This is a genomic window from Kitasatospora sp. NPDC091276 (genome assembly GCF_040684355.1).
In the GTDB taxonomy this organism is placed as follows: domain Bacteria; phylum Actinomycetota; class Actinomycetes; order Streptomycetales; family Streptomycetaceae; genus Kitasatospora.
On record NZ_JBFBFU010000029.1, the window covers coordinates 80,774 to 100,712 of the forward strand.

General features: G+C 76.1%; 20 protein-coding genes. 10 read left to right on the forward strand and 10 right to left on the reverse strand.

Annotated features, from left to right (window positions below; genetic code table 11):
- Window positions 1-59 precede the first annotated feature (59 nt).
- Complete coding sequence (sigK, locus tag AB0O19_RS30075) at window positions 60-692, forward strand: ECF RNA polymerase sigma factor SigK (RefSeq protein WP_363624094.1); 633 nt, start codon at window positions 60-62, stop codon at window positions 690-692.
- A gap of 305 nt (window positions 693-997) precedes the next feature.
- The gene (locus AB0O19_RS30080; RefSeq protein ID WP_363624024.1) at window positions 998-2,059 is read left to right on the forward strand and encodes a MerR family transcriptional regulator; all 1,062 of its coding nucleotides are present in this window, start codon (window positions 998-1,000) and stop codon (window positions 2,057-2,059) included.
- Between the two features lie 609 nt (window positions 2,060-2,668).
- On the opposite strand, the gene AB0O19_RS30085 is transcribed toward AB0O19_RS30080, so the two are convergent.
- From AB0O19_RS30085 to sigK (AB0O19_RS30100), 4 genes are all read right to left on the reverse strand, one after another.
- Complete coding sequence (locus AB0O19_RS30085) at window positions 2,669-3,340, reverse strand: fasciclin domain-containing protein (protein ID WP_363624026.1); 672 nt, start codon at window positions 3,338-3,340, stop codon at window positions 2,669-2,671.
- 73 nt (window positions 3,341-3,413) lie between these two features.
- Window positions 3,414-5,018: a molybdopterin-dependent oxidoreductase gene (locus AB0O19_RS30090; RefSeq protein WP_363624028.1), complete on the reverse strand. Its 1,605-nt coding sequence runs from the start codon at window positions 5,016-5,018 to the stop codon at window positions 3,414-3,416.
- 331 nt (window positions 5,019-5,349) lie between these two features.
- Complete coding sequence (locus AB0O19_RS30095) at window positions 5,350-6,099, reverse strand: anti-sigma factor (protein ID WP_363624030.1); 750 nt, start codon at window positions 6,097-6,099, stop codon at window positions 5,350-5,352.
- The gene (gene sigK, locus AB0O19_RS30100; protein WP_363624032.1) at window positions 6,096-6,680 is read right to left on the reverse strand and encodes an ECF RNA polymerase sigma factor SigK; all 585 of its coding nucleotides are present in this window, start codon (window positions 6,678-6,680) and stop codon (window positions 6,096-6,098) included. The genes AB0O19_RS30095 and sigK (AB0O19_RS30100) overlap by 4 nt, the downstream gene beginning before the upstream one ends.
- A 422-nt stretch (window positions 6,681-7,102) precedes the next feature.
- On the opposite strand from sigK (AB0O19_RS30100), the gene AB0O19_RS30105 reads away from it, so the two are divergent.
- The 3 genes from AB0O19_RS30105 to AB0O19_RS30115 all read left to right on the forward strand — a co-directional run bounded on the left by AB0O19_RS30105 (window position 7,103) and on the right by AB0O19_RS30115 (window position 11,122).
- Entirely contained in the window at window positions 7,103-8,605 is a 1,503-nt protein-coding gene (locus AB0O19_RS30105; RefSeq protein ID WP_363624034.1) for an SDR family oxidoreductase, read from the forward strand.
- A 98-nt stretch (window positions 8,606-8,703) separates the two neighbouring features.
- A complete protein-coding gene (locus AB0O19_RS30110; RefSeq protein ID WP_363624036.1) occupies window positions 8,704-10,026 on the forward strand; it encodes a deoxyribodipyrimidine photo-lyase in 1,323 nt (440 codons plus the stop codon).
- 268 nt (window positions 10,027-10,294) lie between these two features.
- Window positions 10,295-11,122 (forward strand): alpha/beta hydrolase, encoded by an 828-nt coding sequence (locus AB0O19_RS30115; RefSeq protein ID WP_363586783.1) that lies wholly within the window; start codon window positions 10,295-10,297, stop codon window positions 11,120-11,122.
- Between the two features lie 27 nt (window positions 11,123-11,149).
- Here AB0O19_RS30115 and AB0O19_RS30120 read toward each other — a convergent pair whose 3' ends face one another.
- The 3 genes from AB0O19_RS30120 to AB0O19_RS30130 all read right to left on the reverse strand — a co-directional run bounded on the left by AB0O19_RS30120 (window position 11,150) and on the right by AB0O19_RS30130 (window position 14,097).
- Window positions 11,150-12,259: a PP2C family protein-serine/threonine phosphatase gene (locus AB0O19_RS30120; protein ID WP_363624038.1), complete on the reverse strand. Its 1,110-nt coding sequence runs from the start codon at window positions 12,257-12,259 to the stop codon at window positions 11,150-11,152.
- A 180-nt stretch (window positions 12,260-12,439) separates the two neighbouring features.
- Window positions 12,440-13,249, reverse strand: a complete 810-nt coding sequence (locus AB0O19_RS30125; RefSeq protein ID WP_363624040.1) for a hypothetical protein — start codon at window positions 13,247-13,249, stop codon at window positions 12,440-12,442.
- Window positions 13,250-13,458: 209 nt separating this feature from the next.
- A complete protein-coding gene (locus AB0O19_RS30130) occupies window positions 13,459-14,097 on the reverse strand; it encodes a TetR/AcrR family transcriptional regulator (protein WP_363624042.1) in 639 nt (212 codons plus the stop codon).
- Between the two features lie 48 nt (window positions 14,098-14,145).
- Between AB0O19_RS30130 and AB0O19_RS30135 the strand changes: the two genes are divergently transcribed.
- The gene (locus AB0O19_RS30135) at window positions 14,146-15,009 is read left to right on the forward strand and encodes an alpha/beta fold hydrolase (RefSeq protein ID WP_363624044.1); all 864 of its coding nucleotides are present in this window, start codon (window positions 14,146-14,148) and stop codon (window positions 15,007-15,009) included.
- A 156-nt stretch (window positions 15,010-15,165) separates the two neighbouring features.
- Here AB0O19_RS30135 and AB0O19_RS30140 read toward each other — a convergent pair whose 3' ends face one another.
- Window positions 15,166-15,996, reverse strand: coding sequence for a BPL-N domain-containing protein (locus AB0O19_RS30140; protein WP_363624046.1), 831 nt, complete (start codon window positions 15,994-15,996; stop codon window positions 15,166-15,168).
- Between the two features lie 154 nt (window positions 15,997-16,150).
- Window positions 16,151-16,756, reverse strand: coding sequence for a hypothetical protein (locus AB0O19_RS30145; protein ID WP_363624049.1), 606 nt, complete (start codon window positions 16,754-16,756; stop codon window positions 16,151-16,153).
- A gap of 101 nt (window positions 16,757-16,857) precedes the next feature.
- Between AB0O19_RS30145 and AB0O19_RS30150 the strand changes: the two genes are divergently transcribed.
- Entirely contained in the window at window positions 16,858-17,373 is a 516-nt protein-coding gene (locus tag AB0O19_RS30150; protein WP_363624051.1) for a cupin domain-containing protein, read from the forward strand.
- 254 nt (window positions 17,374-17,627) lie between these two features.
- On the opposite strand, the gene AB0O19_RS30155 is transcribed toward AB0O19_RS30150, so the two are convergent.
- Entirely contained in the window at window positions 17,628-18,380 is a 753-nt protein-coding gene (locus AB0O19_RS30155; RefSeq protein WP_363624053.1) for a hypothetical protein, read from the reverse strand.
- Between the two features lie 86 nt (window positions 18,381-18,466).
- On the opposite strand from AB0O19_RS30155, the gene AB0O19_RS30160 reads away from it, so the two are divergent.
- From AB0O19_RS30160 to AB0O19_RS30170, 3 genes are all read left to right on the forward strand, one after another.
- Window positions 18,467-18,664, forward strand: coding sequence for a hypothetical protein (locus AB0O19_RS30160; RefSeq protein WP_363624055.1), 198 nt, complete (start codon window positions 18,467-18,469; stop codon window positions 18,662-18,664).
- 174 nt (window positions 18,665-18,838) lie between these two features.
- The gene (locus AB0O19_RS30165; protein WP_363624057.1) at window positions 18,839-19,072 is read left to right on the forward strand and encodes a hypothetical protein; all 234 of its coding nucleotides are present in this window, start codon (window positions 18,839-18,841) and stop codon (window positions 19,070-19,072) included.
- 18 nt (window positions 19,073-19,090) lie between these two features.
- On the forward strand, window positions 19,091-19,873 hold the full coding sequence (locus tag AB0O19_RS30170) for a helix-turn-helix transcriptional regulator (protein ID WP_363624059.1): 783 nt from the start codon (window positions 19,091-19,093) through the stop codon (window positions 19,871-19,873).
- Window positions 19,874-19,939: the final 66 nt, after the last annotated feature.

Sequence of the window (19,939 nt, forward strand, 5' to 3'; positions counted from 1 at the left end):
CCCGACCCCCGGCACCCCGGCCCCCGTCAGACGAGACGCCCGGCACCGAACCCCCCGGCATCGAACCCCCGGGCGGCGGCGGACAGGCCGGGCTGCGCGCCCTGGCGGCACGCGTGGCCGGCGGCGACGAGTGGGCCTTCGAGGAGCTGTACGCCGCCACCGCCGGAACCGTCCTGGGCCTCGTGCTACGGGTGCTGCGCGACCACGCCCAGGCCGAGGAGGTCACCCAGGAGGTGTTCCTGCAGGTGTGGCGGGAGGCGGCGCGCTACCGTCCCGAACGCGGCGAGGTCCTGCCCTGGATGCTCACCCTCGCCCACCGGCGCGCCGTCGACCGGGTCCGCTCCGCCCAGGCCGCCGCCGACCGCGACCGCACCGCCGCCCTGCGCGCCTACACCCCGGTCTTCGACGAGGTCGCCGACCAGGTCGAACGCGACCTGGACCGCGGCCGGGAACGCGAACGGGTCCGCCGCGCCCTGGCCACCCTCACCGACGTCCAGCGCGAATGCCTGCTGCTGGTCTACTACGGCGGCCGCACCCAAGCCCAGGCCGCCGAAGCCCTCGGCGCCCCCCTCGGCACCGTCAAGACCCGCATCCGCGACGCCCTGCTACGCCTGCGCACCCAACTCGCCGACCCCCCACCCCACCCGGCACAGCCCCGCGCCCGCACCCGCACCCGCCTGCCAAATCTGTAGACCGACCTACATATTCCTCTGCCCCGCGGTCGTGGTGCGCACAGGAAGTCGACAGGTCCGACTTCCTGCGCGCGCCGGCGGCTTGGTTCTGTGTCCGGGCCTGCCCTGCCGGGGTTCTCGGCGCGCCGGGGGACGAATCTGTAGACCGACCTACATATTCCTCTGCCCCGCGGTCGCGGGTGCGCGCAGGAAGTCGACGAGCCCGACTTCCTGCGCGCGCCGATGGCTTCCGGGGGACGAGCCCTGCTTGCCGTCCGCGTCCGCGACGCCCGCTGCCCCGGCCTGTCCCGCATAGGCTCACGCATGTGCCCGTCCCCGTCCCCGCGGCTGCCTCCGCCGACCGGCCGCCGGCCCAGGCCAGCCTGACCACCGGTGCCCTCGCCCGCATGCTCGGCGTTTCCCCGACCACCGTCCGCTCCTGGGAACGCCGCTACGGCATCGGCCCCGCCCGGCGCGACCCCGGGCGCCACCGCCAGTGGAGCCCGCGGGACGTCGCCGTCCTGGCGGAGATGTGCCGCCTGACCGCCCGCGGCGTCACCCCGGCCGAGGCCGCCCGCCTCGCCCTCGCCGCCGAGGCCCCAGAACCGCCCGAGGCCCCAGAACCGCCCGAGGCCCCAGAACCGCCCGAGGCCCCAGAACCGCCCGAGGCCCCAGAACCGCCCGAGGCTCGCGAGCCGCCGGGGCCGGCTGCCGGCGGGTCGGCCCCCGGTGGCGGGAACGCCCTGCCCGTCGGCACCGTCCGCCCCGAATGCCGGGGGCTGGCCCGCGCGGCCGTTCGCCTCGACGCCCCCGAGCTCGCCCGGATCCTGCGACACAGCGTCGACACCCTCGGCCCGGTCGCCGCCTGGACCGAGGTGATGATGCCCGCGCTGCGCGCCGCCGGCCGCAAGTGGGCCGCCGAGGGCGAGCGCTACGTCGAGGTCGAGCACCTGCTGTCCTGGCACGTGGCCGCTGCTTTGCGCCGCGCCGCCGACCGGGTCGAGCCGCCTCAGGGTCCGGCCGTCCTGCTCGCGGGCATGCCCACCGAACTGCATGCCCTGCCGCTGGAGGCGCTGGCTGCGGGGCTGGCCGAACGGGGTCTGCCGTTTCGGATGTTCGGCCCGGCACTGCCGACCGAAGCCCTGCTGGAAGCGGTCCGCCGCACCGGCCCGCCCGCCGTCCTGCTCTGGTCCCAGGTCGCCCGCACCGCCGACCGGGCCCTGGCCCGCCGTGTCGCCGAGACCACCTGGGGCCCCCACGGTGCCCGCACCCGTCCCGTCGTCCTGACCGCCGGCCCCGGCTGGACCGGCCCCCGTCGCCCCCCGGGCGCCCTGCGCCCCCGCGACCTGCCCACCGCCCTCGACCAGCTGGAGCACCTGCTGCGCTGAACCCCCGCCCCTGCGGAACCGCGGAACGTGCGCCGTACAGCCTTGCCCGCGGGCTCGCGCCGCCGGCTCCGGAGTGAATATACCGACCGGTCTACAGATTTGATCGTGCCCGCAGTGCGCACAGGAAGTCGGCCTGCCCGACTTCCTGTGCGGGGTGGCTCGCCCTCGGCTTCGCCACGCGGCGGGGCCTGCAGGCGGGCGGCCTGCGAAACGGAAAAATATATCGGTCGGTCTACATATTTGACTGTGCGCGCGGTGGGCGGGCGGGGAGCCGGGAAGCGGGGGCGGTTCGGCGTGCGCGAGAAGTCGGACCTGTCGACTTCTCGCGCGGCCGGAATCGTGGCCCAGAAGAAATATGCCGGTCGGTCTACATATTTCCCTGGTTGGGCCGCAGCGCCGCAGTGCCGCCATGCCACCGTGCACAGGAAGTCGGCGGGTCCGACTTCCTGTGCACGGGCAGGCCTGCGAGACAGGACGTGGGGAGAATATGTCGGTCGGTCTACATAGTCAGCTGGCGGGCAAGCAAGCGGGGGCGGGAGGTGGGGGGTGCGGCCCCCGGCTACCGGGGGGTTGTTCGCCCGGGGCCGCGGTTCATGGGCTGATGCCGGGTCAGGAGGCGGGCATCAGGACGGTGTCGACGATGTAGACGGTGGCGTTGGCGGTCTGGACGTCGCCGCACAGCACCTTGGCGGCGGAGTTGACGGTGAAGTCCGGGGCGGCGCCGGTCACGGTGAGGTCGTCGGCGGCCAGGGTCTTGTGCCCGCCGGCGAGTGCCGCGGGAGCCAGGCGCTGGGGGACGACGTGGTAGGTGAGGATCTTGGTGAGCTTGTCCTTGTCGGCGAGGACGGCGTCGAGGTCCTTCTTCGGGAGCTTGGCGAAGGCGTCGTTGGTGGGGGCGAAGACGGTGATGTTCTTCGCGGAGTTGAGGGTGTCCACCAGGCCGGCCTGCTTGACGGCGGTGACGAGGGTGGACAGCAGCGGGTTGTTGGAGGCGGCGGTGGCGACCGGGTCCTTGGCCATGCCGCTGAAGCTGCCGGCCCCGTCCTTGGGGACGGCCGCGCACGCGGTGCCGAACGGCTGCCCGGCCGTCACCTGCTCGGCGGACGGGGCACCGGAAGCCGGGGCACCGGACGGCTGGGCCGCGGCGGCTGCGGTGGTGCTCTTGGCCGTGTCCGAGGACTTCGCGTCGCCGCCGCTGCTGCACGCGCTCAGGGAGGCGGCCAGCAGGCCGGCGGCGAGGACGGCGGCGAAGGGCTTGCGGACCAGGACGGTCGTGTTCATGGACGGATTCTCCTGTCAGGTGGCATCGGGCGGATCCCGGATGCCGAAGGGGTGGGGAGGTCGTGAGGTGGGGTCAGGTGACGGTGACGACGACGCTGTGCCAGCCCGTCGCGCCCGAGGGGTAGGGGGGTGTGCGGGTGGCGGGCTGGACGGCCCCGGTGCCGTCGGTGGCACGGGCCTCGAGGCGGTGGGTCCCGGGGGCGGCGCCGGTCCAGGTGTGGGTCCACTGGCGCCACAGGTCGGGCCCGGCGTCGGCGGCCAGTTCGGCCTGCCGCCAGGGCCCGCCGTCGACGCGCACCTCGACGGCGGCGATGCCGCGGTGGGTGGCCCAGGCGGTGCCGGCCACCGTCACGTCGCCGGGCGGCACGCGGGCGAACGGCGCGGGCACGTCGATCCGCGAGGCGGTGCGGACCTCGCCGGTGCGGTCCCAGCCGCGCCGCACCCAGTACGGGTCGCGGGCGGCGAAGGTGGTCACCTCCAGGTCGACGAGCCACTTGGTGGCCGAGGTGTAGCCGTAGAGGCCGGGCACCACCGTGCGGCAGGGGAAGCCGTGTTCGACGGGCAGCGCCTCGCCGTTCATCGCCACCGCGAGCAGCGCCCGGCGCCCGTCGAGGAGCGTCTCGACCGGGGTGCCGATCGTCATGCCGTCCTGCGAGCGGCCGACGAGCTGCTCGGCGCCGGAGCGGACGCCGGCGCGGCGCAGCAGGGCGGGCAGCGAGGCGCCGAGCCAGCGGGTGGTGCCCGCGTAGGGGCCGCCGACCTCGTTGGAGACGCAGGACAGGGTGTGGTCCAGCTCCTCCAGCCCGAGGGCGAGCAGGTCGTCGAAGCCGATCAGCAGCGGGCGGTCGACCAGGCCGTGCAGCCGCAGCGACCAGGTGCGCGGGTCGATGCGCGGCAGGGTCAGGGCGGTGTCGACGCGGTAGAAGTCGGTGGTGGGGGTGATGAACGGGGGCAGGCCGGGGACCGTGGCGCCGGCGGCGCGCGGCAGCGGTGGAGCCGGGCGCAGCGGCGGCGGCAGGCGGACGGCGGCGCGGGCCGCGCTGACGTCGCCGCGCCGGTCGGACAGGACGCGTGCGGCCGTGCCGAGGGCGGCGGCCGCGCCGATCGTGGCGCCGGCCGCCAGGACGCGCCGCCGTTCGGGCCCGGCCGGCCGGACCGGGCCCGAGCCGAGGGAAGGGTCGAGGGAAGGGCCGGGGGAGAGGGCGGGGCCGACCAGCCACCACAGCACGGCGACCGCGCCGCCGGCCGCGGCAGCGGAGGGCAGCAGGTCGGTGGGGAGGGCCTGCGGGCGGGCCAGCGCGGCCCAGGCGCCGAGGCCGCCGAAGGCCGTGAACAGGGCGGCGGCCGCGCCGCGACGGCGTCCGGCCAGCACGCCGAGGGCCGCGGCCGCGAGGCCCATGACGGTGTAGATCCCGCCCAGCAGGACCGTCTTGTCGCCGGTGCCGAACCGCTGGACCGCCCACGCTTTGACGGCGGTGGGCGCGAGGTCGATCGCCGCCGAGCCGATCGCCACCACCGGTGAGGCCTGGGGGCGGGTGAACGCCGCCGCCGCCTCACCGGCTCCCACGGCCGCGGCGGCGGCCGCCAGCCCGCACAGCGCCGCCACGGCCGGCCCGGCGGCACGGGTGCGTGCTCGGGGGAGGGCGCCCGGCGGGCTGCTGCTCGTCTCATCGGTCACGGTCCTCATTCGGCGGTCCGGCTCCACCGGATGGGTGCGAGTCCGGATACCCCCCGATCGGGTGACATTGCTCTGGCCGGGTGACACCGCCCGGCCAGGGTTGAGGGCGGCGGACGGGCCGCGGACGGGCCGCGGACGGGCGGCGGACGGGCGGCGGAACGGGCCGGACCGCCGGGAGACCCGGCCCCGGCGCCCCGGGCCGAGGCCGCTCAAGGCCGCTCAAGGGCGCCCGGGGACGCCCGGGGCGCCCTTGAGCGGCACCCTCACCGTCTCCTGGCCCCGGCCCGACCCGGCCTTCCGCCGGGCCAGCCGCCCGGCCCGGCCCTCCCGCTCAGGTGAACGGGATCAGCAGGACCGGCGCCCCCGTGGGGTGCGCGGAGCCGGCCGAGGGCTCCACCGTGACCCCGATACCGCGCGCACCGTCCAGGGGGCCGTCCAGCAGGAACGCGCCGTCGCCCCGGGGCATCAGCCCCGCCGGGCGCATCGCGGCGCCGTCGTCGAACCACAGCTCGTACGCCGTGCCGTCCGCCGGGGCGGGCAGGCCGGAGGCCAGGAGGACGGCCCGGCCCTTGTCGTGCGACCAGACCACCGCCCCGGTGCCGGTGCCGCCGGCCGCCGGGCCGCTCGCCCGCCGGGCGTCGGGGGCCGCCAGCAGCCCGGTGACCTGGTCCTGGTGCCGCTGCAGCGCGGCGGCGAGGGCCCTGGCCCGGTCCGCCTCCCGGTGCTGCTGGACGGCCACGCCGCCGAGGGCCGCGGCCGCCGCCAGACAGGCCGCCAGCGCCAGCCGCGGCCAGCCGCGGGCGAGCCGCCCTGGGCGCCGGGCACCGTCGGGTCCGGCTGCGGCGCGCGGGGCCTCCTGCCGGACGGTGTCCAGGGCGCCCATCACCCGCGACTTCAGCTCCCCGGGCACCGCGACGGCCTGCGCGGCGCCCAGCCTGGCCAGCGTCGCCGTGAACTCGGCGACCTCCCGGGCGCAGGCCGGACACTGCGCCAGGTGGCGCTCGAACTGCGCGCGCTCGTCCGCGTCGAGGGCGTGCGCGGCGTAGGCGCCGGTCAGCGTGTGCAGGTCGGCGCCGCTCATGCTCCCACTCCCAGACAGTCGCGTAGCCGGATCAGCGCGTCGCGCATCCGGGTCTTGACGGTGCCCAGCGGGGTGCCGAGCAGTTCGGCGACCTGCGGGTAGGTGTACCCGCGGTAGTAGGCCAGCGTGATCGACTCCCGCTGCAGCTCGGTCAGCCCCTTCAGGCAGCGCCGCACCTGCTCGCGTTCCAGCCGCCCCTCGACCTGCTCGGCGACCTCGTCGAACGCCGGCGTGTGCGAGGCGGCGGCGGCCCGCCGGTCGCGGTCGGCGGCCGCCTGCGCCGCCCGCACCCGGTCCACGGCGCGGCGGTGGGCGATGGTCAGCACCCACGCCAGCACCTCCCCGCGCTCGGGCCGGTAGCGGGCGCAGGTGCGCCACACCTCCAGCATCACCTCCTGCGCGACCTCCTCGGACTGCGCCGGATCCCGCAGCACCCGGCGGACCAGCCCCAGCACCGGGCCCGCCACCGCGTCGTACAGCCGACCGAACGCCTCCCGGTCGCCGCGCGCGGTCCTGCTCAGCAACTCCTTGAGGTCGGCACCCGGACGCCCCGGCCCGGACAGGTGAACGACCGTACTCATCCGGCCGCCTCGCGCTCGCAACACACGGGCGACGGCCCCGGCCAGTGGACGGTGGGCATGGCACGACCTCCAGGGAATCCCGGCCGGGCGGACACCCGGCAGGGCCGACGGAACACGGCGACGTCAGGCGTTCGAAGCCGCACCCGGCGCGGATTGCCCGCCAAGGACACCGGATTCCCGGCCCCCGCGCACGCCCGGATTCCCGGCCCCCCGCGCGCACGCCCGGGCGGGCAACAGCGCGATGTTGTCGGCCCACGGCACACCCCCGCGCGCACGCCCGGGCGCCCGCAGGAGACCCCTGGAAGACTCGAATCCCCGGCCGTGTCCAATCCCCGGCCGCGCCCGCTCCGAACACCCCGGCAGCGCCCCCCGCGCCTGGCGGGGCACGGGGGGCGCACCCGCCCGCACGAGAGGAGCCGCAGGTGGACGAGCCGACCCGGACGCGCCCGCACTGCCTGGTCACCGGTGCCACCGGCTACATCGGCGGGCGCCTGGTGCCCGAACTGCTCGCCGCCGGGTACCGGGTGCGCTGCCTGGTCCGCGACCCGCTCCGGCTGCGGGACCAGCCCTGGCGGGCCGACGTGGAGGCCGTCACCGGGGACGTCACCCGCGCCGAGACCCTGCCCGCGGCCTTCGACGGCATCGACGCCGCCTACTACCTGGTCCACTCCCTGGGCACCGGGCCCGGCTTCGAGACCCGGGACCGGCAGGCCGCCGAGACCTTCGCCGGGGCGGCCGCCGCCGCCGGCACCCGGCGCATCGTCTACCTCGGCGGACTGCTGCCCGCCGGGGTCCCCGAACCGCACCTGTCGGCCCACCTGCGCTCGCGCGCCGAAGTGGGCCGCGCCCTGCGCACGGGCGGCGTCCCCACCGCCGAACTGCGGGCCGCGGTGATCATCGGCTCCGGCTCGGCCTCCTTCGAGATGCTGCGCCACCTGACCGAACGGCTCCCGGCGATGGTCACCCCCCGCTGGGTCGACACCCGCATCCAGCCGATCGCCGTACGCGACGTGCTGCGCTACCTGGTCGGCGCCGCCGCCCTGCCCCCCGAGGTCGACCGCACCTTCGACATCGGCGGGCCCGACGTGCTCACCTACCGGCTGATGATGCGCCACTACGCCGAGGTCGCCGACCTGCCCCGGCGCCTGATCGTGCCGGTGCCCGTGCTCTCCCCGCGCCTGTCCAGCCACTGGGTGGGCCTGGTCACCCCCGTACCGGGCTCGCTCGCCCGACCGCTGGTGGAGTCGCTGCGCCACGAGGTGGTGTGCCGCGAACACGACATCGCCCGCTGGATCCCCGACCCGCCCGAGGGCCTGACCGGCTTCGACCGGGCCGTGGAACTGGCCCTGCGGCGCATCCGCGACGCCCAGGTCTCCACCCGCTGGTCCTCCGCCTCGCTGCCCGGCGCGCCCAGCGACCCGCTGCCCACCGACCCCGACTGGGCCGGCGGCAGCCTCTACCAGGACCTGCGCCGGCGCCGGGTGGCCGCCGACCCGGCCGCGCTGTGGCGGGTGGTGGAGGGCGTCGGCGGCGAGAACGGCTGGTACTCCCTGCCGCTGGCCTGGGCCCTGCGCGGACGCCTGGACCGCCTGGCCGGCGGCGTCGGCCTGCGCCGCGGCCGCCGCGACCGCCACCGGCTGCGGGTCGGCGACGCGCTCGACTTCTGGCGGGTCGAGGAGATCGAACCCGGACACCTGCTGCGGCTGCGCGCCGAGATGCGCCTGCCGGGCCTGGCCTGGCTCGAACTGCGCGTGACACCCGACGGCGCCGGCGGCGCGCTCTACCAGCAGCGGGCGCTGTTCCACCCACACGGACTGGCCGGCCACCTCTACTGGTGGTCGGTGGCGCCCTTCCACGCCCTGGTGTTCGGCGCCATGGCCCGCAACATCACCGAACGCGCCCGACCCGCCCGACCCGCCGGCTGACACCCCCACCCGACCCGCCGCCCGACACCCCCACCCGCCGCCTGATACCCCCGTCCCCGCCCGCCGCCGTACCCGCACCCCACCGCACGAGGCCCCCGATGAGCACCGCCGTCGTCCTGTTCACCCAGGACCTGCGCCTGCACGACAACCCCGCCCTGCACGCCGCCCGCACCCGCGCCGACCAGGTCGTCCCCCTGTTCGTCCTCGACCCGGCCATCGCCCGGGCCGGCTTCGCCGCCCCCAACCGGCAGGCCTTCCTCGCCGAGAGCCTCGCCGACCTCGACCGGGCGCTGCGCGCCGCCGGCTCCCGCCTGGTCCTGCGCCACGGCGACCCCGCCGAACAGGCCGCCCGCCTGGCCGCCGAGTGCGACGCCGACACCGTCCACACCAACGCCGGCGTCTCCGCCTTCGCCACCCGCCGCGAACACGCCCTGCGCCGTGCCCTCGGCGAGCGCCTGCACCTGCACGACGCCGCGCTCACCATCGTCCCCGCCGGCCTCGTCACCCCGGCCGGGCGCGACCACTACGCCGTCTTCACCCCCTACCACCGCGCCTGGCAGCAGGCCCCCCGGCGCACCGTCCTGCCCGCCCCGCGCGCCCTCGCCACCCCCGACGGCCCCGCGAGCGCCCCGCTGCCCGCCGCCCCCGCCGGCACCTCCCCGGGCCGCGCCCCCGGCGGCGAGAGCGCCGCCCGCCGCCGCCTGCGCGCCTGGAACCCGGACGCCTACGAGCAGTTGCACGACGACCTCGCCGCCGACGCCACCTCCCGCCTCTCGCCGTACCTGCACTTCGGCTGCCTGTCCGCCACCGAACTCGCCCACCGCGCCGGGAAGTCCGACACCCCCGGCGCGGCCGCGCTGGTGCGCCAACTCGCCTGGCGCGACTTCCACCACCAGGTCCTCGCGGCCCGCCCCGACGCCGCCCACGCCGACTACCGCCCCCGCCCCGTCCGCTGGTACGACGACGAACGCGAGCTCCAGGCCTGGCGCGAGGGCCGCACCGGCTACCCGATCGTCGACGCCGGCCTGCGCCAACTCGCCCACGAGGGCTGGATGCACAACCGGGCCCGCCTGCTCACCGCCTCCTTCCTCACCAAGAGCCTGCGCCACCACTGGCGCCCCGGCGCCGCCCACTTCCTCGCCCTGCTCGTCGACGGCGACCTCGCCAACAACCAGCTCAACTGGCAGTGGGTCGCCGGCACCGGCACCGACACCCGCCCCAACCGCGTCCTCAACCCGCTGCGCCAGGCCGACCGCTACGACCCCGACGGCGCCTACGTGCGCCGCTGGGTCCCCGAGCTCGCCCACCTGCCCGCCCGCGCCGTCCACCGCCCCTGGGAGCTGGCCGAGCCCCCGGCCGGCTACCCGGCGCCCCTGCTGCCCCCCGACGCCCTCGGCACCCGCCTGCGCGAGAGCGGCTGAACCGCCCTCGCCCGAACTCACCCGCCCCCGCCCGAACTCACCCGCCCCCGCCCGAACTCATCCGAAACCCGCCCGCCCTCGCCCGAACTCATCCGAACGGCGTAGCGCCGCGTCCGCTCCCGCGCGGGCCCCGGCCGCCGCGGGATGCGGGCCCCACCCGCCTCCCGTTGGATGAACCTGCGGCCCGGCAGGCCCCGGGCAGGCCGCCCCCGGCAGGTCAACCCGGCAGGCCACCCCACCCCGGCGCACCACCCGAAGGAGCAGGAGCATGCCCATCTCCAGGACCCGCGACGGCGTCGAGATCTTCTACCAGGACTGGGGCAGCGGACGCCCCGTCGTGTTCATCCACGGCTGGCCGCTCAACGGCGACGCCTGGCAGGACCAGCTGAAGGCCGTCGCGGACGCCGGCCTGCGGGCCATCGCCCACGACCGGCGCGGCCACGGCCGTTCCGCCCCGGTCTACGGCGGCTACGACTTCGACACCTTCGCCGACGACCTCGACAGCCTGCTCACCGGGCTCGACCTGCGCGACGTCACCCTGGTGGCCCACTCCATGGGCGGCGGCGAGCTCGCCCGCTACATCGGCCGCCACGGCACCGGGCGGATCCGCTCCGCCGTCCTGCTGTCGGCGATCACCCCGTCCATGCTCCAGGGCCCCGACAACCCGCACGGCGTGCCCGGCACCGTCTTCGACGACCTCAAGGCCGGCATCCTCACCGAGCGCTCCCAGTTCTGGAAGGACACCTCCGTCGACTTCTTCTCCGCCGACCGCCCCGGCTCCCGCGCCACCCAGGGCAACCGGGACGCCTTCTGGTTCATGGCGATGCACCAGACCATCGAGGGCGGCGTCGACTGCGTGGACGCCTTCGGCTACACCGACTTCCACGAGGACCTGGCCGGGTTCGACATCCCCACCCTGATCGTGCACGGCGACGACGACCGGATCGTCCCCGTCGAGGCCACCGCCCGCCGGGCCGCCCGGATCATCCCCGGCGCCGTCCTGAAGGTGTACGAGAACGGCTCGCACGGCATCGCGATGGTCCCCGGCGACAAGGAGCGCTTCAACGCCGACCTGCTGGAGTTCCTGAAGCGGTGAGGGCGCCTCGGGGGAACCCCGGCAGCCTCAGGGCGCGCGGCGCAGGGACAGTGCCGTGACGTCGTCGCGGCTGCGGCCCCCGCTCCAGCGGCGGGCCTCGCGGTCCAGGGCCTCGGGCAGCAGGGAGGCGGGGGCGGCGGCGAGGGCGGCCAGGCCCCGCTCGACGGGGTAGAACGCGCCGGTGGCGTCCTGGGCCTCGGTGATCCCGTCGGTGAGCAGCACCAGCACGCCGTCCTCGGGCAGCGCGAACCACCGGACGGTGCGGACCTCGTCGGTCAGCTCCGCCAGCCCGAGCGGCACCCCGGCCGGCAGCGGCACGGCCTCGACCCGGCCGCCGTGCAGCAGGTAGGGGGCGAGGTGGCCGCAGTTGACGGCCTGCACGTCCGCGCCGCGCTCCACGCCCAGCACGGTCGCGGTGACGAAGCGCTCGCTCTCGCCGCCCTGTACCGCGTACGCGTTGTGCCGTTCCACCGCCGCCTCCAGGGCGTCCGCGACGCCGGTCAGCGCCGGCTCCCGGAAGGCCGCCTCCCGGAAGGCGCTCAGCACCGCGAAGCCCGCGCCGATCGCCGGCAGGCCCTTGCCCTGCACGTCGCCCACCAGCACCCGGGTGCCGTACGGGGTGTCGGCGACGTCGTACAGGTCGCCGCCGACCAGGGCGTCCTCCTCCACCGGCCGGTACAGCCCGTACAGCTGGACGTCGGGGGTGAGCACCGGCAGCGGGCGCAGCAGCTGGCGTTGCAGGGCGACGGCGGTCTGCCGCATCCGGAACAGCTCCCGCTCGCGCCGCACCCGGCGCGCGCACAGCCCGACCACGGCCGCCTCGGCGCCGACCACCCCCACCAGGGTGCCCACCCGGGCGGCCAGCGAGGACGGCGGGAACAGCACCGTGCTGACCGCCACCACCCCGGCCACCCACACCGAGGCCGCGACCGTCTGCGCGACGGTGCCCAGCCCTGCCAGCAGGGCCGGCAGGAACACCAGCAGCAGCACCAGCCGGGCGCTGGTGCCGCTCGCCGCCTGGGCGAGCAGCACCACCGCGGTGGAGGCCAGCACCCCCAGCACCACCGCCCGGTTGCCCGGCGCCCGCGTCCCCCCGCCGTCCCGCTCCCCGCTCCCGTCCCCGTCCGCGCCGCCCACCCCGCCGTCCTCTCCGCCGCCTCGCCGTCCCCCCAGGCATACCGGCGGCCCCACCCGGCCGCCAGCGCAGCCCGCCCGGACGGGCGAGCGCCCGGGTCGGTGCCCGCTCGGGAGCGCCCGCCCGGGCCCGGCCGTCAGACTGCCCGCCGCCCGGCCGTCAGACTGCCCGCCGCCCGGCCGTCAGGCGCAGGTGCTGTCCGCGCAGAGCTGCCACGGCTCCCAGGAGACGAACCGGTCCGCCTCGGTGGTCCGCCAGGAGCGGTCGCGGTTCCACTCGCGGACGGTCACCCGCAGCCGCCCGTCCGGCAGTTGGACGACCGAGGACGGCGCGCCCAGGCCCGCGTTGGGGTCCGGCAGCCGGGGCAGCCGGCGCACCGGGCCCCAGGAGTCCCGGGCGTCGCCGTCCTGGCTGCGCACCTCCATGGCCGCGCTCGTGTCGGCGCCGGAGGCGAAGGCGTGCAGCCGGCCGTCGCGTTCCCTGAAGAGCGTGAGCCCGCCGTGGTAGGGCGGCGGTGACAGCTCGAAGTTCTCGGTCGGGGTCCAGGAGTCGCCGGGTGAGGGCAGGACGGTGTGGCAGAAGCCGCCGTAGGAGGCGAAGAACACCTCCAGGGCGCCGGCGCCGTTCTCGACGGCGCTCACCTGGTACAGCTTCGGGCCCACGGGGGTGGCGCTGACGCGCTCCCAGCCGCCGTAGGCGCCCCCGGGCGCGTCCTGGGAGCGGTGCCAGACGAAGGGCAGGAGGGAGGCCGCCGAACTGTCGTAGAACTGCTGGAACTGTTCGGTCCGCCCGTCGGAGCGCGGCGTCTCCAGCAGGGTGTTCGGGAGGGCGGTACTGGCCAGGCCCTGGGCGGTCGCGTCGGCCCCGCACCCGGCGGCGATGCCCGGGGCGGGGGCGGTGCCCGCCGTGGTCGTCGTGGCCCACGCGGTCGTTCCCGCGAAGGCCACGACCAGCACACCCGACAGCACGGCTTGCGGAAGTCTCCTGTACACGGTCGGTGAACCTCCCCATTCGGTAACGGAAAAGGAGTGCCCGGTACGGGAGTTGGCCGCTTCGCCAGCCCCTCGCGCGGGACCGGCACATTCTCGTGCACCGGCGGCGGGGCGGACAGGGCGCCTGCGGGGCGGCCGGACGGGATCCGGCCGAACGGCGGCCCGCCCCCGGCGGCGGGGGAAGGCCGGCCGGTCCGGGGGTCGACTGGTCAGGCGGCCGGCAGGTCCGGGACGTCACCGCGGGGACGGCCGCGGAACAGCTCGTCCAGGTGGTGGGTGAGGATCGCCAGCGCGGCGTCGCCGGTGCGCTGGCCGCCGAGCACGCTGGAGCCGAGGCCGTTGACCATGGCCAGCAGCCCGGCGGCGGTCATCTCCGGGTCCCTGGCGGGGTCGATCTGCCCGTCCTGCTGGGCCGCGCGGACCTGCTTGGCGAGGAAGCCCTCCAGCAGGTCGGGCTGGGGCGTCCCGTGCTTCTCCACCAGCGCGGGATCGCTGAGCACCAGCGTGTAGTACGCGGCGTAGGTGCGGGTGATCCGGCGGCTCTCCGGGTCGGTGGGCAGGATGCTGGACAGGACCGCGGTCACCAGGCCGCGCGGCGTGGACGGGGTGGCGGCCGCGGTGATCCACGCCGCCATGCGGGCCTGGAGCTGGGCGCCGAGCCGCTCCAGCGCGTCCAGCAGCAGCCCCTCCTTGGTCGTGAAGTAGTACTGCACCAGCCGCAGGGAGACGCCCGCCTCGGTGGCGACCGCCCGCATGCTGGCCGCCTGCAGCCCCTGGGTGTCGGCGATGCGCAGCAGCGCTTCGGCGATCTGCCGCCGGCGTTCCTCGTGATCGACCCGCGCGTTCATGAACGACCTCCCTGGTACACCCGTATCATGCCGTGATACACATGTATCATGCGAATCAGCCAGTTCAAGAACGACCAGGCCGGGGACCGGTTTCGCGCCGCCTACGAGCGGGCCCTGACGGAACTGTGGCCCGGGCCGCGGACGGCGCTGGACCTCCCGACCGCGTTCGGGACCACCCGCGTCTACCGGACCGGCCCGCAGCGCGGCGAGCCGATCGTGCTGCTGCCCGGCTCGGGCGGAAACGCACTGATGTGGCACCGCTACATCGACACGCTGGCCCGCCACCGCCCGGTCATCGCCGTCGACACGGTCGGCGAACCGGGCGCGAGCGTGCAGAGCGCCCCGATCGCCGACGGCCGGGACGCGGCCGCCTGGCTGGACGAACTCCTGACCGCACTGGAGGTGACGGACGCTCAGGTCGTCGGCTGCTCCTACGGCGGCTGGCTGGCGCTCCACCACCAGATCCACCACCCCGGGCGGGTCGCCTCCCTCACCCTGGTGGACCCGGCCGGCTTCGCCGACATCGGCGCCCGCTTCTACGCCTGGGTGATCGCCGGCGGCCTCGCCGCCACCGCGCCGCGAGCGCTGCGCCCCCGGCTGGCCCGCCTGGTCGGCAACAGCGCCATCCTGGAGACCGAACTGATGGCCCTGATGCGCGCGTCGATGGGGTTCCGCCGCGCGCTCCCGGTGCCCCCGGTCCTGTCCGACGAGGAACTGCGCCGCCTGGACGTCCCCGCACTGTTCCTGCTCGGGGAGCGCAGCGCCATGCACGACGCGCACGCGGTCGCCGAGCGCCTCGGCCGCCTCGTGCCCTCGGCCCGGACGGAGATCGTGCCCGGCGCCGGCCACGCCCTGCCGACCGACCGGCCGGACCTGGTGGCCGACCGCGTCCTGCGCCCCGCCGGGCGGTAGCGCCACCCGGCCGGGCCCGGGGGCTCCCGCACCCCGCGGAGCCCCCGCCGAGGCCCGTCGCACCCGCGCCCGCACCCGGCTGCGCGCCGAGTTCCCCGCAGGACCCGCCGCGCGGGCGTGACACCGCGGCCCGCCCGTACGGGACGTGACGGAACGTCAGGACGCGGGGGCCGCCATCAGGTCGTGCAGCAGGTCGTCGCCCAGGCCCAGGCCGGTCTTCGACTCGTCGGGCAGGTGGTAGTCGCGGTACCAGTCCGCGGGGGCCTCCGGGTGCGGGCCGCTGACCGCCACCCGGCCGGCGCCGTAGGGGGCGATGACGGCGGCGGCGCGGTCGTTGGAATAGCGGGCCAGGACGTCCACGCCCGGGCCGTCGACGTCGAAGTACGGGCCGTCCTGGAAGTACATCCGCTGCGGGTGGCCGCGCCAGGCGACGTCGACGAGGCGGTCCTGCTCGTCGGTGACGGTCGCCCCCCGGGAGCGGATGTACTGCCCGGAGTCGCCCGGCAGGAGGTCGTAGCCCGGATCGCCGGCCAGGTAGCCGCCCATGCACAGGCCCAGGTAGCGACCGCCGCCCCGGACGTAGTCGCGCACCAGCTCCGGCGAGAAGCCGGGGTCGCGCTGGAGCAGGCCCCACGCGGTGCTCACCTCCTGCCCGTTGGTGCCGCCCGGCTGCACGTACAGCGCGGCGCCGGCCAGCACGCCCGCGCCGAAACGCAGCCGCTCCTCGGGCCCGACGTAGCGCACCGCGAAGCCGTCGCGCTCCAGCAGCTCCCGCGCCGCCTCCGGGCAGCCCTCGCAGGCCGCCGGGCCCCGGTAGACCAGTGCGAGCGGCCGCCCGTCGGCGGCGGCGACCGCGTCGCCGGCCGCGCCGTCCGGTGCGGCGGAGGCGCCGCAGGCGGACGCCGTCAGCAGCGCCGCCGCCACCGCCAGGGCCGCGGCGGCCCGCCCGGGCCGCCGCCCACCCCTCATGACCGGCACTGCCGCCATCGCTGACACCCTCCCCGGACAGGACCTACGCCGTGTGCAGCGACGACGCTACGGGCACAGCGGCCCGCGCCGCACGTCCGCCCCCCGAACGGGTGCACCCGCGCCGTCCGCGTTGACGGGCCGCGGGCCCGGGGGAGTAGCGCGGGCGGACGGGTCAGGCGGACGCGGCCCGGGCGGTGCGCCACTGCTCGAACTGCTCCGGGGTGCGCACGCCGTCGTCCAGGACGGCGCGGTAGACGTCCCAGCCGCGCACGCCGCGGCCGTACTCCGGGTGCTCGGACCAGGCGTGCTTGATCCGCAGGACGGCCTCGCGGGCCTGCGGGGTGAGGCGCGGCGGCAGGTCGCGCAGGTGGGCGAGGTCGGGCTGGCGGGCGGGCTCGTCGACGAACCACAGGTCGAGGGTCCAGTCGCGGCCCTGCGGGCAGCGGTAGTCCAGGCCGAGGTAGAGGCCGTCGGGGTAGGCGGCGGGGTCGGTGTTCCAGGTGCCGGTGTCGTTGCGCAGGCGTACCTGCCGCACCCGCGGGTGCAGTGCCAGCCGCGCGCCGAGCGCGGCCACCCGCTCGTGCGCGGCCGTGTCCAGGCGCGGGCACACCACGGTGACGTCCAGGTCCCGGCGCACCATCAGCCCCAGCGCCGAACTGCCCACCCGCACCGGCTCCCCGAGGGCGCCCAGCAGCTCGTCCAGGCCCAGGTCGGCGCTGACCGCCCCGGCCTCGGCCTGCCGTTCGTCCTGGCGCCGCAGAAGATCGTCCGTCGTCATCGGGCCAGTCTGCCAGCGGCCGCCGACCCCGGGAATTGGCCCATGAAATCGGCATGGAATTGCCACCTGATAGCTGGTCTTTCCGGCCCTAGCCTGGTCCCATGACGACGACGAGCAACGCCGCCCCCGCCGCCCCCGTGCTGACCCGCCACGCCGGGGCCGAGACCTGCGCCGACCCGAGCAGCACCATGACCCTGCTCGCCGACTCGGCGCACACCGAGGGCGGGTTCACCAGCTACCGCTCCACCTTCGCCAAGGGCGCCGTCGGGGCCCCCGCGCACTTCCACACCCGGGCGTGGGAGCTGTTCTTCGTCATCGGCGGCTCGCTGCAGGTGCTGGTCGGGGAGGAGGTCACGATCCTGGGCGAGGGCGACTTCCTCGCCGTGCCGCCGCACACCCCGCACGCCTTCGCCGCCGCCCCGGGCGCCGAGGCCGACGTCCTGTTCGTGTTCACCCCGGGCCTGGACCGCTTCGACTACCTGCGCCTGCTGGGCCGCGTCATGCGCGGCGAGACCGACCCGGGCGCGATCGCCGCCTCCGCCGGGCGCTTCGACAACCATTACGTCGACAGCCCCGCCTGGCGCGCCGCCCTCGACCGGAGCGCCGCCCGCGCCTGAGGCCCCGCCCCCTAGAAACCGCCCTGCCCCGCCCGGGGCCCGTGACGGCCGTTCCCGGCGGGCCGGTGCGGGCCGGGTGTGGAACGGTGGAAGCCGGGGGTGTCCTGGTTGCGAGAGGAGTGGCCATGTCGTCGAAGCGTCGCCGCAAGAAGAAGGCCCGGGCCCGGCGCGGGGCCAACCACGGCCGCCGGCCCCAGTGCTGAGCGCCTGAACCGTGCGTGCGGCCGGGGCGCCGCCCCGGCCGCACCGGCCGCTCAGCCCAGTTCGCGCCCGCGCCCGCGCGGCACGGCGTGGTACGTGCAGGTGTCCGTCCAGTCGCGGCCGAAGGTGAGCACCAGCACCGGGCCCCGCCCCTCGGCGCGGGCGGCGCGCAGCAGCGCGGCCGGGTCGCCGTCCGGCGGAATCTGCTCGTGCCGGAAGCGCACGTCGCTGCCCGGGCGCGGCCAGCGCGGGTCCGGGCGGGGGATGCCGGGCAGGTCCCAGACCAGGGTGGCGTCGGCGGTGGACAGGCTCGGGCCGGGCATCCGCCGGCCGTCGGGGAAGAGGCCGCGGTCGCGGTGGTAGCGCAGCGCGTAGGCGACCGTGCCCGGCGAGTACGGCGGTTCGTCGCCCCAAGTGTTCGGGAAGCCCCAGTCGGCCAGGCCCGCCGCCTCGATCCTGGGCAGGACGGCGGTGATGTCCTCGCCGGTGGCGAAGTAGGCGGCGGCGCTCATCCGGCAGACCAGCACGCCGCGGCCCTCGGCGGTGGTGGTGAGCAGGCCGAGCGAGGAGGGGCGGTCGCAGTGGTCGGCGACGCGGGTCAGCAGGTGCGTCACGCCCTCCACCGCGGCCAGGCCCTCGACCAGCCGGCGGATCCGCTCGCGCTCGGCGGCCCGCAGCGCCTCGACCCGCGGCGAGGAGGCCAGGGCGCGCAGCCGGCGGGTGGTGGGCAGACGGGCGCGCAGCGCGTCCCGGGCCCGTACGGGCTGGGCCAGCAGCATGCCGAGCAGGTACTCGAAGCCGTTCACCGGGCGGGGTCCTCTCGGGCCGGGGAAATGCAGAGAGACCGCTCGGGCCGCTGGGGCCGGGCGGTCTCTGCTGTTCGGACGGGCCCATGCGCCAACACGGCCCGCTGCCGGTGTTCCCGAAAATTTGGAGTAGACAGCGCCCCCGGGTTCCTGACCCGCAGGTCTGGATGACGCTGCTGCACATCGTCACATTCAGCCAGGACGGCTACAAGGGCGAGTTGCACAAAAATGCATCAAATTCCGGTTTCGAGTTCCTGAACTGCACTGATGCCAGAGGGTTGTGACGAGATTGCGGGCCGGGCCCGGGATTCTGGCGCATCAATCTTCGCGATGTTCACCGAACCGATTGGGAATCACCCGTACGCCTGACAGAGTGTTGCGCGAAACGGGTTCCTCGCGTGACGCCAACCACCGAAGTGCCCGTCCGTTGGAGTAGACGGTGATATAGGAGGTCCTCGATGACGAGGAAGCGGAAGAAGAAGCGCGCCCCCGCCCACTGCGCCGCCGGCCACCCGGCGCCGCCGCGACCGGGCCTGCCCTGGCCGTCCGGCCCCGTGCGGACGGCCGTGGTCGTCGTCGTGGTCGTCGTGGCCGCAGCCCTGGTGAGGACGGGCATGTCGGCGGGAGCGGCACTCGAACTGACCACCGGCGGGCTGCTGTTGAACGCCAGGCTCCGGCAGGGGCGGGCCTAGAAGGAACGCCGGACCGCGATGGGACGCCAGGAGAAACCGATCGCGGCGACCGAGCCGGCCCTGGGCCGACTCGCCGCGTTGCTGCGCGAGCAGCGTGAAGAGGCGGGGCTGACCTACCGTCAGCTCGCCGACCGGACCAACTACCACCCGACCACCCTGCAACGGGCCACCAGCGGCCGGACCATGCCGAACTGGGAGGTCGTCGAGGCCCTCACCCGGGCCTGCGACGGCGACCTCAAGAAGGCCCGCCGCAAGTGGACCCAAGCCAACTACTGGGCCCACGTCCCGCGCCCCTCCGGGACCCAGCGCCGGGCGCCCCGACGGCTCAACCCCGAGCAGGTCGACTCCCTCGCCGACCTGCGACGGGCGATGCACGAGATGCGGCGCAAGGCCGACTGGCCCTCCCTGGAGGAGCTGGACCGCCGGGCCCGGGCCGGGGGAGGGCGCCTGCCCTCCAGCACCCTGGCGCTGGTCCTCAGGGGTGAGGCCCCGCTGCGCAAGGCGGTGTTCCTCACCTACATGGAGGTCTGCGGGGTCAAGGAGGCCCGCCGCGCACTGTGGGCGGCGGCCTGGGAGCGGACGAACAACGCCCGCACCCCGGCACCGGTCAACTCCCGCACGTACCAGCGGGAGTTCACCCGGGCCATGCAGTCCTCCAGCAGCGGCACCTCGACGGACATCCTGTTCAAACTGTGGGTGACCCTGCGCAACAGCCTGGCCGCCGACCGCGCCGAGGACGCCGGCCACCCCGCCGCGACCGGCCGCGACGGCACCGGCGACAGCCCGCCGGTACTCGTGTGACCCGGTCCGCGGACGGGAACGCGCCACCAGCGCCCCGTCCGCGGACCAGCACCCACCCGCGCCACC

Coding starts and splice junctions, on each gene's coding strand:
- AB0O19_RS30145 (WP_363624049.1), bottom strand. CDS start 16,756: ATGACGACGGACGATCTTCTGCGGCGCCAGGACGAACGGCAGGCCGAG.
- AB0O19_RS30170 (WP_363624059.1), top strand. CDS start 19,091: ATGGGACGCCAGGAGAAACCGATCGCGGCGACCGAGCCGGCCCTGGGC.
- AB0O19_RS30165 (WP_363624057.1), top strand. CDS start 18,839: ATGACGAGGAAGCGGAAGAAGAAGCGCGCCCCCGCCCACTGCGCCGCC.
- AB0O19_RS30095 (WP_363624030.1), bottom strand. CDS start 6,099: ATGAGCGGCGCCGACCTGCACACGCTGACCGGCGCCTACGCCGCGCAC.
- AB0O19_RS30130 (WP_363624042.1), bottom strand. CDS start 14,097: ATGAACGCGCGGGTCGATCACGAGGAACGCCGGCGGCAGATCGCCGAA.
- AB0O19_RS30140 (WP_363624046.1), bottom strand. CDS start 15,996: ATGGCGGCAGTGCCGGTCATGAGGGGTGGGCGGCGGCCCGGGCGGGCC.
- AB0O19_RS30115 (WP_363586783.1), top strand. CDS start 10,295: ATGCCCATCTCCAGGACCCGCGACGGCGTCGAGATCTTCTACCAGGAC.
- sigK (WP_363624032.1), bottom strand. CDS start 6,680: ATGAGTACGGTCGTTCACCTGTCCGGGCCGGGGCGTCCGGGTGCCGAC.
- AB0O19_RS30150 (WP_363624051.1), top strand. CDS start 16,858: ATGACGACGACGAGCAACGCCGCCCCCGCCGCCCCCGTGCTGACCCGC.
- AB0O19_RS30160 (WP_363624055.1), top strand. CDS start 18,467: ATGCGCCAACACGGCCCGCTGCCGGTGTTCCCGAAAATTTGGAGTAGA.
- AB0O19_RS30110 (WP_363624036.1), top strand. CDS start 8,704: ATGAGCACCGCCGTCGTCCTGTTCACCCAGGACCTGCGCCTGCACGAC.
- AB0O19_RS30135 (WP_363624044.1), top strand. CDS start 14,146: ATGCGAATCAGCCAGTTCAAGAACGACCAGGCCGGGGACCGGTTTCGC.
- AB0O19_RS30085 (WP_363624026.1), bottom strand. CDS start 3,340: ATGAACACGACCGTCCTGGTCCGCAAGCCCTTCGCCGCCGTCCTCGCC.